Annotated in this window: 13 protein-coding genes; 12 read left to right on the top strand and 1 reads right to left on the bottom strand. The window is 68.0% G+C overall.

Annotation, left to right across the window (positions count from 1 at the left end; genetic code table 11):
• Nucleotides 1-54 precede the first annotated feature (54 nt).
• The gene (locus V3B25_RS08085; protein WP_049424744.1) at nt 55-807 is read right to left on the bottom strand and encodes a helix-turn-helix domain-containing protein; all 753 of its coding nucleotides are present in this window, start codon (nt 805-807) and stop codon (nt 55-57) included.
• Nucleotides 808-934: 127 nt separating this feature from the next.
• On the opposite strand from V3B25_RS08085, the gene hisS reads away from it, so the two are divergent.
• The 12 genes from hisS to V3B25_RS08025 all read left to right on the top strand — a co-directional run bounded on the left by hisS (nt 935) and on the right by V3B25_RS08025 (nt 12,143).
• Nucleotides 935-2,332, top strand: coding sequence for a histidine--tRNA ligase (hisS, locus tag V3B25_RS08080; RefSeq protein ID WP_014037003.1), 1,398 nt, complete (start codon nt 935-937; stop codon nt 2,330-2,332).
• A 26-nt stretch (nt 2,333-2,358) separates the two neighbouring features.
• Entirely contained in the window at nt 2,359-2,628 is a 270-nt protein-coding gene (locus tag V3B25_RS08075; protein ID WP_329810436.1) for a hypothetical protein, read from the top strand.
• A 409-nt stretch (nt 2,629-3,037) separates the two neighbouring features.
• Nucleotides 3,038-3,346 (top strand): YerC/YecD family TrpR-related protein, encoded by a 309-nt coding sequence (locus V3B25_RS08070; RefSeq protein ID WP_088025802.1) that lies wholly within the window; start codon nt 3,038-3,040, stop codon nt 3,344-3,346.
• 34 nt (nt 3,347-3,380) lie between these two features.
• The gene (gene hisG, locus V3B25_RS08065) at nt 3,381-4,292 is read left to right on the top strand and encodes an ATP phosphoribosyltransferase (protein WP_329810435.1); all 912 of its coding nucleotides are present in this window, start codon (nt 3,381-3,383) and stop codon (nt 4,290-4,292) included.
• The gene (hisD, locus tag V3B25_RS08060; RefSeq protein WP_329810434.1) at nt 4,289-5,584 is read left to right on the top strand and encodes a histidinol dehydrogenase; all 1,296 of its coding nucleotides are present in this window, start codon (nt 4,289-4,291) and stop codon (nt 5,582-5,584) included. Before hisG ends, hisD begins: the two co-directional genes overlap by 4 nt.
• The gene (gene hisC / locus V3B25_RS08055) at nt 5,581-6,675 is read left to right on the top strand and encodes a histidinol-phosphate transaminase (RefSeq protein ID WP_329810433.1); all 1,095 of its coding nucleotides are present in this window, start codon (nt 5,581-5,583) and stop codon (nt 6,673-6,675) included. Before hisD ends, hisC begins: the two co-directional genes overlap by 4 nt.
• Complete coding sequence (gene hisB, locus V3B25_RS08050; RefSeq protein ID WP_329810432.1) at nt 6,672-7,745, top strand: bifunctional histidinol-phosphatase/imidazoleglycerol-phosphate dehydratase HisB; 1,074 nt, start codon at nt 6,672-6,674, stop codon at nt 7,743-7,745. The genes hisC and hisB overlap by 4 nt, the downstream gene beginning before the upstream one ends.
• Nucleotides 7,742-8,344, top strand: a complete 603-nt coding sequence (gene hisH / locus V3B25_RS08045) for an imidazole glycerol phosphate synthase subunit HisH (RefSeq protein WP_008268504.1) — start codon at nt 7,742-7,744, stop codon at nt 8,342-8,344. The genes hisB and hisH overlap by 4 nt, the downstream gene beginning before the upstream one ends.
• On the top strand, nt 8,341-9,075 hold the full coding sequence (gene hisA / locus V3B25_RS08040) for a 1-(5-phosphoribosyl)-5-[(5-phosphoribosylamino)methylideneamino]imidazole-4-carboxamide isomerase (RefSeq protein ID WP_329810431.1): 735 nt from the start codon (nt 8,341-8,343) through the stop codon (nt 9,073-9,075). Before hisH ends, hisA begins: the two co-directional genes overlap by 4 nt.
• Nucleotides 9,069-9,845 (top strand): imidazole glycerol phosphate synthase subunit HisF, encoded by a 777-nt coding sequence (hisF, locus tag V3B25_RS08035; RefSeq protein WP_005409431.1) that lies wholly within the window; start codon nt 9,069-9,071, stop codon nt 9,843-9,845. The genes hisA and hisF overlap by 7 nt, the downstream gene beginning before the upstream one ends.
• Complete coding sequence (gene hisIE, locus V3B25_RS08030) at nt 9,835-10,455, top strand: bifunctional phosphoribosyl-AMP cyclohydrolase/phosphoribosyl-ATP diphosphatase HisIE (protein ID WP_032129950.1); 621 nt, start codon at nt 9,835-9,837, stop codon at nt 10,453-10,455. Before hisF ends, hisIE begins: the two co-directional genes overlap by 11 nt.
• 98 nt (nt 10,456-10,553) lie before the next feature.
• Nucleotides 10,554-12,143 (top strand): calcineurin-like phosphoesterase family protein, encoded by a 1,590-nt coding sequence (locus V3B25_RS08025; RefSeq protein ID WP_329810430.1) that lies wholly within the window; start codon nt 10,554-10,556, stop codon nt 12,141-12,143.
• Nucleotide 12,144: the final 1 nt, after the last annotated feature.

Genomic DNA, 12,144 nt, shown 5'->3' with positions numbered 1-12,144 from the left:
GCGTTATCTGGTAGTGCCGGCCGCTGGCCGGCAACCCCATGAACCGCGATGCGGTCAGATCAACCCTTCACCGGCCAGCGTACGCAGCCCATCCTCGTCGAGGATCTCCACCACGTTCAGGTGGGGCAGGGCGATCAACCCCTGCTGGCGCAGCTTGGTGAAGGTGCGGCTGACCGTTTCCATGGTCAGGCCCAGATGGTCGGCAATATCGCCGCGGCCCATCGGCAGCGACACGCGCAGGCCGTCGCCGCCCAGCTTGGCCTCGCGCGCGGCCAGGCGCAGCAGGAAATCGGCCAGCTTCTCGGCCGGCTGCAGGCGTGCCAGGGCCAGTGCGGCGTCCTGCGCGGCATCCAGCTCCTGGCAGGCGCGCTGCAGCAGCTTGCGCTCCAGGTGCGGGAAGCGGCTGCGCAGTGCCTTCATCTGTGGCAGCGCGACGCGGCACACGCGGCTGTCGGCGATGGCCTCGATGTCGTAGCGGTGATGGTCGCTGCCGCTCAAGCCCAGGTAGTCGCCGGGCAGCACGAAACCGTTGATCTGGCGGCGGCCGTCAGCCAGGGTACGCACCAGGCGCAGTGCGCCGGCGGTCAATGTATAGACATGGTCGCGCTCTTCGCCGGTGCGGGCCAGCGTGCTGCCCATGCCGACCTGCTGCGAAACGGTGACCTGTTCCAGCGCCTGCACTTCATCGGGCGACAGCGCCGAGCACACCGCAAGGTGGCGAACCGAGCAGTGCATGCAGTCGAGCGTGGTGCAGGACGGCGAGGCGGGATCGTTGGTGGCGGGCGGAGCGCCGGAAGGCCGGGACATGTTGCGTGGGCGTATCGCGGGCGGGGGAGGGCCTTATGATACTTCAAGCGGCCGTTCGACCCTGCCCGAGGCGGGGGCGCTAGAATGTCGCCCCCTCCCACGTCCCGTTCCAGCAGGAGTTCCGCCCGTGATCAAGCCCCGTACCCCGCCCGGCACCCTTGAACTGCTGCCGCGCGAGCAGATTGCGTTCCAGCGCATGCTGGACGTCATCCGCCGCAACTACGAGCGCTTCGGGTTCCTGCCGGTGGAGACGCCGGTGTTCGAGCTGTCCGACGTGCTGCTGACCAAGTCCGGTGGCGAGACCGAGCGCCAGGTGTACTTTGTGCAGTCCACCGGTGCGCTGGCCAATGCCGCCGAATCGGGTGACCGTTCGCTGCCGGAAATGGCGCTGCGCTTCGACCTGACCGTGCCGCTGGCGCGCTACGTGGCCGAGCACGAACACGAGCTGACCTTCCCGTTCCGCCGTTACCAGATGCAGCGCGTCTACCGTGGCGAGCGTGCCCAGCGCGGCCGTTTCCGCGAGTTCTACCAGTGCGACATCGACGTGATCGGCAAGGACAGCCTGAGCGTGCGCTACGACGCCGAAGTGCTGGCGGTCATCCATGCGGTGTTCTCGGAACTGCGCATCGGTGACTTCAGCATCCAGCTGAACAACCGCAAGCTGATGCGCGGCTTCTTTGAAAGCCTGGGTGTGGCCGAGGGTGAGCGCCAGCTGGCGGTGCTGCGCGAAGTCGACAAGCTGGACAAGCGCGGCGCCGACTACGTGCGCGAGACGCTGGTGGGCGAGGGCTTCAACATCCCGGCAGAACAGGTCGAGAAGATCCTGGCCTTCGTCGCCGTGCGTTCGCAGGGCCATGCCGATGCGCTGGCGCAGCTGGCGACGCTGGAAGCCGACGCCGGTTCTTCGGAGATCCTGCGTACCGGCGTCGCCGAACTGCGCGAAGTGCTGCAGCTGGTGCAGGCGCTGGGCGTGCCGGAAACCGCGTATTGCCTGAACTTCTCCATCGCGCGCGGTCTGGATTACTACACCGGCACCGTCTATGAGACCACGCTGACCGACCACCCGCAGATCGGCTCGATCTGCTCGGGCGGCCGTTACGAAGACCTGGCCAGCCACTACAGCAAGTCCAAGCTGCCGGGTGTGGGTATCTCCATTGGCCTGTCGCGTCTGTTCTGGCAGCTGCGCGAGGCCGGCCTGATCGACGGCATCGAAGCCAGCAGCGTACAGGCGCTGGTGGCGCTGATGGACGAGCAGGGCATGCCGCAGTCGCTGGACATTGCCCGCCGCCTGCGTGCCGGTGGCATCAACACCGAAGTGCAGATGGAGCCGAAGAAGATCGGCAAGCAGTTCCAGTACGCGGCCAAGGCCGGCATCCGCTTCGTGGTGCTGGCGGGTGAGGATGAACTGGCGCGCGGCGTGGTGGCAGTGAAGGACCTGCTGCGCGAGCAGCAGTTCGAAGTCTCCCGCGACGAGCTGGCCAGCACCCTGCTGGTGGAGCTGGAGCAGTCCAAGGCGATGGTGTGAAGCCTGCCGCCGCAGGAGTGCTGAGCGTGCTTCTGCTGGCGGGCTGCCAGAGCGACCCGGCGCTGCACAGCACGCGGATCGGGCCGGCGCAGTACCGGCTGGCGGTTGATCGCTGCCATGCGATCGACCGCGCACAGCTGGAGGACGATCTGCAGGCCCTGGCCTCGCGGACGTGCCGGGCGGGAGGGGGGGGGGCGTTGGAGAACATCCAGTCCCTGCCGAGCCGGCAGGGCAGCTTGTTCGGCGAATGCCTGCGGCGCGGGGCGCTGCAGGCGGAGGTGCGCTGTCTGCCCTGAGTCGGGCCAGGTTGTTGATTTGAAAGCAGAACGCCCGCCCTTTGGTGGGCGTTTTGCGTTTGTGGATAACAGCAGTCGAGCATGGCTCGACTCTACAAAAGCCGTTCTCGATCACTTTCCCAGCGAGATCCAGCAGATCGCGGCCAACTGTCGAAGGCGGGGAGGGTCCGGTGGCAGGGGTGTGAGCGGCATGGATGCCGCGACCAAGCCCCCATGGATGGGTTAACGGCGTCCCCTGCCACCGGACCCTCCCCGCCAACGCTCAGCAAATCAGCATTTGCTTTTGCTCTGGCTCTTGGCGGGTGCAGGGCAGCAGCCCTGCCGCCCCCTCAATCCTCGATTTGACGCACTGCGCAAGAATGCGCTAATGTACTAACGCGCTATTACATTGATGCATGGAAACGACCCCGTGAAAGCCCGCCCCGAGATTGCCGCCAAAGACCCGAAGGCCGACCTGGAAGCCCTGGCCCAAGCCTTTGCCGCCCTGCGCGAGCCGGAACAGGTCGAAGCCTTCCTGCGTGATCTGTGCACCCCGGCCGAGCTGGAAGCCATGGCTGACCGCTGGAAAGTGGTGCCGCTGCTGCAGCAGGGCGTGCCGTACCGCGAGATTCACGAGCGCACCGGCGTCAGCGTGACCACCACCGGACGGGTGGCACGCACGCTCGAGCATGGCCATCGAGGCTATGCCGCCGCCATCGACCGCCTTGCTTCGCGCTGATCCGCGCCCCGTTCCGAACTTCGAGACATCCCCCATGAGTGCAACCCAGGCAGCGCCGGCACGAGACCGGCTGCGTATCGCCATCCAGAAGAGTGGCCGACTGGCCGAACCCGCGCGCAACCTGCTCAGCGCCTGCGGCCTGAGCTGGCGCGAGAGCCGCGACAAGTTGTTCTGCTACGGCGAATCGCTGCCGGTGGACCTGCTGCTGGTGCGCGACGACGACATCCCCGGCCTGATCGCCGACGGCGTCTGCGACCTCGGCATCGTCGGCCGCAACGAGCTGGACGAACAGGCCGCGGCACGCCGTCAGATCGGCCTGCCGGACGCCTACCAGGCGCTGCGCGGGCTGGGCTTCGGCCAGTGCCGGCTGATGCTGGCGGTGCCCGAGGAATGGCAGTGGCAGGGTCCGGCGCAGCTGGCCGGCACCCGCATCGCCACCAGCTACCCGGCCATCCTCAAGCAGTGGCTGGCCGAGCAGGGCGTGGACGCACAGGTGGTCGAGCTGTCCGGTTCGGTGGAAATCGCCCCGCGCCTCGGCACCGCCGACCTGATCTGCGATCTGGTCTCCAGCGGCGCCACCCTGCGCGCCAACCAGCTGACCCCGGTGCACAACCTGCTCGACAGCGAGGCGGTGCTGGCCGGCGCGGTGCGCGCGCCGGATGATGCACGTGCATCGCTGCGCGCGATGCTGCTGCGCCGCCTCGACGGCGTGGTGCAGCGCCAGGACCGCAAGCTGCTGATGTTCCGTGCCAGCGAGGACCGCGTCGACGCGCTGGCGCAGCTGCTGGCCGATGCCGAGCCGTTGGTGCGGTTGCCGGCCGATGGCGGCGCGCTGCGCCTGCAGACCATGTGCCCCGGGCCGTTGAGCTGGCAGCGCATGGAGGAACTCGAGCGCGCGGGTGCGCGGGGCCTGATGGTACTGAGCGTGGAGCGGTCGCTGGCATGAACCGTCTGATCTGGTCCCGACTTGATGAGGCCGCGCGCAGCGCGGCATTGACCCGCCCGGTGCAGACCGTGGCGCAGCAGACCCGCGATACCGTGGCCGCGCTGATCGCACAGGTGCGCACACAGGGCGACGACGCGCTGCGTGCGATCACCGCGCGCTTCGATGGTGTCGAGCTGGCTTCGTTTGAAGTTTCCGAAGCCGAATTTGCCGCTGCCGAAGCCGCCGTGCCCGCCGAACTGCGACAGGCGATGGTCGAAGCCGCCGAACGCATCGCGCGCTTCCACGCCGCGGGCATGGGCAAAGGCTATGCAATTGAAACCGCACCGGGCGTGGTCTGCGAACGCATGCTGCGTCCGATCGGCCGGGTGGGCCTGTACGTACCGGCCGGCAGTGCGCCGCTGCCGTCCACCGCGTTGATGCTGGGTGTTCCGGCGCAGCTGGCCGGCTGCCCGCAGGTGGTGCTGTGCACGCCGCCGCGCGCCGATGGCAGCGCCGATCCGGCGGTGCTGGTAGCCGCGCGCCTGACCGGCGTGCAGCGCGTGTTCAAGCTGGGTGGTGCGCAGGCGATCGCCGCGATGGCCTATGGCACGGCCAGCATTCCGGCTTGTGACAAGCTGTTTGGGCCCGGCAACAGCTTCGTCACCGAAGCCAAGCAGCAGGTCGCACAGGATGGCGCCGCCGCCATCGACATGCCGGCTGGTCCCTCCGAAGTACTGGTGATCGCCGATGCCGGCGCAAATCCGGCGTTCGTTGCCGCCGACCTGCTGTCGCAGGCCGAGCATGGTCCGGATTCGCAGGTACTGCTGTTGACCGATGATGCCGCGATGCTGGCGGCAGTCGAGGCTGAGGTGGAGCGCCAGGTGGCCCTGCTGCCGCGCCAGCAGATCGCACGCCAGGCGCTGTCGGCGTCGCGGCTGATCCAGGTCGATTCGCTGGACGAAGCCTTCGCGATCAGCAACCGCTATGCGCCCGAGCACCTGATCCTGGCCTTGCGTGATCCGCGCGCGTGGCTGGACAAGGTGCAGGCGGCCGGCTCGGTGTTCCTGGGCGATTACACCCCCGAAGCGCTGGGCGACTACTGCAGCGGCACCAATCACGTGCTGCCCACTGCGGGTGCCGCGCGTGCCTACAGCGGCGTCAGCGTGGCCAGCTTCCAGAACCTGATCAGCGTGCAGAGCGCCAGCGCTGCCGGCCTGGCGGCAATCGGCGGCTGCGCACGCGTCATCGCCAGCGCCGAAGGGCTGGATGCGCACGAGCGTGCAGTGGCCCTGCGCATGGAGGCCGCCGCATGAGCGCCGCCATTGATGAAGTGCTGGCGCTGGTGCGCCCGGATCTGCAGGCCTTCGCCGGCTACAGCTCGGCGCGCAGCGCGGCGGTGCAGGGCGAGGTCTGGTTGAACGCCAACGAGTCGGCCTGGGCCAATCCGGCTGATGCGGCGGGCAACAGCCGGCGCTATCCGGAACCGCAGCCGCTGGCGTTGCGTGAGGGCCTGGCGGCGCTGTACGGCGTGACGCCGCCGCAGCTGCTTATCGGCCGTGGCAGCGACGAAGCCATTGATCTGCTGGTGCGTGCCCTGTGCGTGCCGGGCCGCGATGGCGTGCTGGTCACGCCGCCGGTGTTTGGCATGTACGCGGTCTGCGCGCGCTTGCAGGGCGCCGCACTGATTGAAGTGCCCCTGGTGGATACCGAAGACGGCCTGCGTGCCGATCTGGATGCTGTGATCGATACGGCAAAGTCGCGCAACGCCAAGCTGGTGTTCCTGTGCTCACCGTCCAACCCGGCCGGCAGTGACATCGCCCTGGATGAGGTCGAACGCGTGGCGGTTGCATTGCGCGGGCAAGCGCTGGTGGTGGTGGACGAGGCCTATGTCGAGTACGCGCAGCGCCCGTCGGCGACCACGTTGTTGGCCACGCACGCCAATCTGGCAGTGCTGCGCACGTTGTCGAAGGCGCACGCACTTGCGGCCGCGCGCATCGGCACCCTGATCGCCGCGCCGGAACTGATTGCCGTACTGCGGCGCTGCCAGGCGCCGTACCCGGTGCCGACCCCGTGCGCCGAGCTGGCCGTGCAGGCGCTGCAGCCGGCCGCACTGGCACGTACCGCCGAGCGCGTGGCCACGGTCATCGCCGAGCGCGAACGCCTGTTCGCTGCGCTGCCGGGCCTGCCTGGCGTTCGTCGCGTGTACCGCTCGTCCGGCAACTACCTGCTGGTCCGCTGCGCTGATGCGCAGGCAGCGTTCGACACCTTGCTGGATGCCGGTGTGGTGGTGCGCGACCAGCGCGCCGCGCCGCAGCTGGGTGATGCACTGCGCATCAGTATCGGCAGCCCCGAAGAGAATGACCGCGTGCTTGCGGCCCTGTCGGCGCGGAGGGCCGCAGCATGACACCAATCCTGTTCATCGACCGCGACGGCACCCTCATCGAGGAGCCGTCCGATTTCCAGATCGACGCCTACGAGAAGCTGCGCTTCGTGCCGCAGGTGATCCCGGCGCTGCTGAAGCTGCGCGATGCCGGCTACCAGTTCGTGATCGTCACCAATCAGGATGGCCTCGGCAGCGACAGCTACCCGCGCGCCAGCTTCGATGGCCCCAATGACCTGATGCTGCAGATCTTCGAAAGCCAGGGCATCACCTTCCGTGACGTGCTGATCGACTGCAGCTGGCCGCAGGACAATGCGCCGACCCGCAAGCCGGGCATCGGCTTGATGACAGGCTACCTGCAGGACCGAAGCATCGACTGGGCGCGCTCGGGCATGGTCGGCGACCGCATCACCGACCTGCAGTTCGCCGACAACCTCAACATCCGTGGCTTCCAGCTGCGCACCGAACAGTTCGGTGGCGAGTGGGACTGGCCGGGCATCGCCCACGCACTGGCCGACGCGCCACGCACCGCGGTGGTCCAGCGCAACACCAAGGAGACGAAGATCCGCGTTGAACTGGATCTGGACCGTGCCGGTGATGCGCGCATCGCCACCGGACTGCCGTTCTTCGACCACATGCTGGAACAGATCGGCAAGCACGGCGGCTTCGCGCTGGACATCCAGGCCGAGGGCGACCTGCACATCGACGAGCACCACACCATCGAAGACACCGGTCTCGCATTGGGCCAGGCCCTGCGCGAGGCGCTGGGCGACAAGCGTGGCATCGGCCGCTACGGCTTCACCCTGCCGATGGACGAGACCCTGGCCAGCGCTGCGCTGGATTTCAGCGGCCGCCCCTATTTCGTGTTCGAGGGCGAGTTCAAGCGTGAGCGCGTGGGCGATATGCCGACCGAGCTGGTGCCGCACTTCTTCCGTTCGCTGTGCGACGCCAGCGGCCTGAACCTCAACCTGCAGGTGCGCGGCGACAACGACCACCACAAGGTCGAGGCCTGCTTCAAGGCACTGGCGCGCGCGCTGCGCCCGGCATTGGCCCGCCAGGGCAGGGCACTCCCGAGCACCAAGGGGGCGCTGTGAGCGACGTTGCGCTGATCGATGCCGGCGGTGCCAACCTGGGCTCGGTGCGCTACGCATTGGAGCGCCTGGGCGCGACGGTGCGGCTGGTGCGCGATGCGGACGGTCTGGTCGGTGCGCAGCGGGTGATCCTGCCCGGCGTCGGCGCCGCTGGTCCCGGAATGCAGCGCCTGCATGCGCAGGGCCTGGTGGAACCGCTGCAGCGACTGGAGGTGCCGCTGATGGGCATCTGCCTGGGCATGCAATTGCTGTTCGAGCGCTCCGAGGAGGCCGGCGTCGAGACACTGGGCTTGATTCCGGGCGTGGTGCGCAAGCTGGTACCGGCCTGTGGCATCCGTGTGCCGCACATGGGCTGGAACCGCCTGCTCCCGCTGCGCGAATCGCTGCTGCTGCAAGGCGTGCCGGAGCGCGCCAGCGCCTACTTCGTGCACAGCTATGCGGCGCCACTCAATACCCACACTGTTGCTGCCTGCGACCACGGTGGCCTGTTCACTGCCGTGGTGGAGCAGGGGCGCTACTACGGCGCACAGTTCCACCCCGAGCGCTCCGGCGAGACCGGTTCGCTGATGCTGCGCAACTTCCTCGAGGGCACTGCTGCATGAGTTTCATCGTCTACCCCGCGCTGGATATCCGCGACGGCCGCGTGGTGCGGTTGCGCCAGGGTGACTACGCGCAGGAAACCTCGTATGGCGACGATCCGCTGCCGCGTGCACAGGCCTTCGCTGCGCAGGGCGCGCAGTGGATGCATCTGGTCGACCTGGACGCTGCGCGTGCGGGTGGCTACACCCTTGCGGCACTGCTGGCGTCGATCCGTGCGCAGACGCCGCTGCAGGTGCAGACCGGCGGTGGCGTGCGCGGCCGCGACGACGTGGCGCGCATCCTCGATGCCGGCGCCGGCCGCGTGGTGGTGGGTTCGCTGGCAGTACGCCGCCCCGACGAAGTGGTCGGCTGGCTGGAAGAGTTCGGTGCCGAGCGCATCACCATCGCGCTGGATGCCCGCCAGGATGCCCAGGGCCAATGGCAGCTGCCGGTGCACGGCTGGACCGAGAACGCCGGCGTGACCCTGGATGACCTGGCCCAGCGTTATGCGCGTGCCGGCATGCGCCACCTGTTGTGCACCGACATCGCCCGCGACGGCATGCTGGCCGGGCCCAACATCAGCCTCTACCAGCACCTGTCGGCGCTGCTGCCGGGCGTGGCCGTGCAGGCCTCCGGCGGTATCCGTGACGTGGCCGATGTGACAGAAGCCCGTGCCGCAGGTTGCGGCGGTGCGATCCTCGGCAAGGCGCTGCTGGAGCAGCGCATGGACCTGGCGGAGGCGCTGGCATGTTGAGCCGCCGCATCATTCCGTGCCTGGACGTGCGTGATGGCCGCGTGGTCAAGGGTGTGCGCTTCCGCGACCACGTCGACATGGGCGACATCGCCGAGTTGGCGCAGCGCTATCGCGACCAGGGGGCGGACGAGCTGGTGTTCTATGACATCGGCGCCAGCCCCGAGGCGCGTTCAGTCGACGTCGCCTGGATCGAGCGCATCGCACGCCTGATCGATATTCCGTTCTGCGTGGCCGGTGGCATCGACAGCGTGGAAACCGCGCGCCGCGTGCTGTTCGCCGGTGCCGACAAGGTGTCGATCAACTCGCCGGCGCTGGGCCGCCCGGAGCTGATCACCGAGTTGGCAGACGAGTTTGGCGTGCAATGCGTGGTGGTCGGTGTCGATTCGGTTCGCGAGGCGGATGGCCAGTGGCGGGTGCGCCGCTTCAGTGGCGACCCGGACAAGACCCAGGCGGTGCCGCTGCGCACGCTGGACTGGATCGTCGAAGCACAACGACGTGGCGCTGGCGAGATCGTGCTGAACTGCATGGACAGCGATGGCGTACGCCGTGGCTACGATGTCGTGCAGCTGCAGCAGGCGCGGGCCCTGTGCCAGGTGCCGCTGATCGCCTCCGGCGGTGCCGGTGCGATGGAGCACTTCGCCGAGGCCTTCGACCAGGCCGATGTCGACGGCGCGTTGGCGGCCAGTGTGTTCCACAGCGGCGCCATCGCCATTCCAGAATTGAAGCGCTACCTGCGCGGACAGCAGATCGAGGTGCGGGATGTCTATTGAAGTGAGGCCGTCGCTGCATGCGCTGCAGGCGCTGGACTGGGGCAAGGGCGACGGCCTGCTGCCGGCGGTGGTGCAGGATGCCGACACCCTGCAGGTGCTGATGCTGGGCTATGTCAGTGCCGATTCGCTGGCGGCCACGCTGGCCATCGGTCACATGACCTTCTTCAGCCGCAGCAAGCAGCGGTTGTGGACCAAGGGCGAGCAGTCCGGCAACGTGCTGGTGGTGCAGTCGATCAGCGTCGACTGTGATGCCGATACGCTGCTGGTGATGGCACGCCCGGCGGGGCCAACCTGCCATACCGGTGCCGAGAGTTGTTTCGACCAGGCACCGAAGGACTTTCTGGGCGGGCTGGGCCAACTGGTGGCGATGCGCGAGGCCCAGCGCCCGCCGGGCAGCTACACCACCAGCCTGTTCGAGGGCGGCATTCGCCGCATCGCGCAGAAGGTGGGCGAGGAGGGTGTGGAGACCGCATTGGCGGCGGTGGCGCAGGACGACGAGGCGCTGCTGGGCGAGGCCTCGGACCTGCTCTACCACCTGCTGGTGCTGCTGCGTGCGCGCGGGTTGTCGCTGGATGATGCGCGGGCGGTGCTGGAAAAGCGCCACCGTTGAGGAAGGCGTGCGGACCAACGGTCCGCACCCACCTCTGCAATGCAGCCGAGCATGGCTCGGCTCTACAATAGGGGGTCTTCTTCTTTCCCGGACCGCCCATGAAACTGCCTGCCGCCTGGCTGTGCTGCCTGTTGCTGACCTCGCCGGCCTGGGCCGCGGATACCGTGGTCAGCGGCAAGGTCTACCTGGAGCGCGACGGCAAACCGGGGCGCGGTGCGACCGATCCGGGTCTGGCCGGGGTGCAGGTTTCCAACGGCGAGACCATCGTCAAGACCGCCGCCGACGGCAGCTACAGCCTGCCAGTGCGCGACGGCCAGACCGTATTTGTGATCAAGCCTGATGCGTACGCTTTCCCGAAGGCCACCGACGGCCTGCCTTCGTTCTGGCGCCACTACCGCCCGAACGGTTCACCGGCACTGAAGTACGGTGGCATCGCCGCGACCAGCGACGTCACCCGCAACTGGGATTTCGCCCTGCAGTCGGATCGCCATGACAGCCGCCGTGGTTTCCAGATGCTGGTGTTCACCGATTCGCAGACCGCCAGCCTGAAGGACATCGGCTACTACCAGCAGTCGATCGTGGCGCCGCTGGTTGGCCAGACCAGGGCGCGCATGGGCACCACCCTGGGTGACATCGTCAACGACGACCTGACCCTGTACCCGGCGATCAACAAGGTCACCACCGCGCTTGGCGTGCCGTGGTTCCACGTGCCGGGCAACCATGACCTCGACTTCGATGCGGCCAGCGACGAACACTCGCTGGACAGCTGGCGCAACATCTATGGCCCGGACACCTACGCGGTGGAAGAGGGCGGCGCCAGCTTCGTGTTCCTGGACGACGTGGTCTACGACCCCAAGGCGAAGCCGAAGTACATCGGCGGCCTGCGCGAAGACCAGTTCGCCTTCCTTGCCAGCTACCTGAAGGGCCTGCACAAGGATCGCCTGCTGGTGCTGGGCATGCACATCCCGCTGTTCGACGCCGCGCCGGGGCGCGAGACCTTCCGCCACGCCGATCGCCAGCGCCTGTTCGACCTGTTGAAGGACTTCCGCAACGTGCTGGTGCTCAGCGGCCACAGCCACACCCAGCAGCACGTCTACCACGGCAAGGCCGAGGGCTGGAACGGCGACAAGCCGCTGCACGAATACAACGTCGGTGCCAACTGCGGTGCGTTCTGGTCGGGCGTCAAGAATGCCGCCGGCGTGCCGGACAGCACCATGAGCGACGGCACGCCGAAGGGCTATGCATTGCTCGACGTGGCCGGCAACGGCAGCTATCGCCTGCAGTACCGCGTGGCCGGCCAGCCGGCCAGCGAGCAGATCGGCCTGCATGCACCCAAGGTGCTGCGCCAGGGCGCCTACCCGGCCTGGGGCATCTATGCCAACGTCTACATGGGTGAGGACGCCAGCGTGGTCGAGTACCGCGTCGATGGCGGTGCCTGGCAGCCGATGAAGCAGGTCAGCCAGCCCGATCCGCGCCTGATGGTGGAGAACGTGGCCGACGATCTTGCCAACAACCTGCGCGGTTACGACCGTTCGCCGGAGGCCACTGCATCGCCGCACCTGTGGCGCGGCGCGTTGCCGACCGATCTGGCCGTGGGCAGCCACAAGGTCGAGGTACGATCCACCCAGCCTGATGGTGCAGTGTTCACCGCCACCACCAGCTACAGCCTGCAGACTGCCCAGCCCTGAT

This window comes from Stenotrophomonas sp. SMYL8, from assembly GCF_036320065.1.
Taxonomy (GTDB): Bacteria; Pseudomonadota; Gammaproteobacteria; order Xanthomonadales; family Xanthomonadaceae; genus Stenotrophomonas; species Stenotrophomonas maltophilia_A.
The sequence above is the reverse complement of the archived record's forward strand: the minus strand, read 5'-3'. Positions and strand labels throughout refer to the sequence as shown.

Coding starts and splice junctions, on each gene's coding strand:
- V3B25_RS08085 (WP_049424744.1), bottom strand. CDS start 807: ATGTCCCGGCCTTCCGGCGCTCCGCCCGCCACCAACGATCCCGCCTCG.
- hisG (WP_329810435.1), top strand. CDS start 3,381: ATGAGTGCAACCCAGGCAGCGCCGGCACGAGACCGGCTGCGTATCGCC.
- hisD (WP_329810434.1), top strand. CDS start 4,289: ATGAACCGTCTGATCTGGTCCCGACTTGATGAGGCCGCGCGCAGCGCG.
- hisC (WP_329810433.1), top strand. CDS start 5,581: ATGAGCGCCGCCATTGATGAAGTGCTGGCGCTGGTGCGCCCGGATCTG.
- hisB (WP_329810432.1), top strand. CDS start 6,672: ATGACACCAATCCTGTTCATCGACCGCGACGGCACCCTCATCGAGGAG.
- hisA (WP_329810431.1), top strand. CDS start 8,341: ATGAGTTTCATCGTCTACCCCGCGCTGGATATCCGCGACGGCCGCGTG.
- hisF (WP_005409431.1), top strand. CDS start 9,069: ATGTTGAGCCGCCGCATCATTCCGTGCCTGGACGTGCGTGATGGCCGC.
- hisIE (WP_032129950.1), top strand. CDS start 9,835: ATGTCTATTGAAGTGAGGCCGTCGCTGCATGCGCTGCAGGCGCTGGAC.
- V3B25_RS08025 (WP_329810430.1), top strand. CDS start 10,554: ATGAAACTGCCTGCCGCCTGGCTGTGCTGCCTGTTGCTGACCTCGCCG.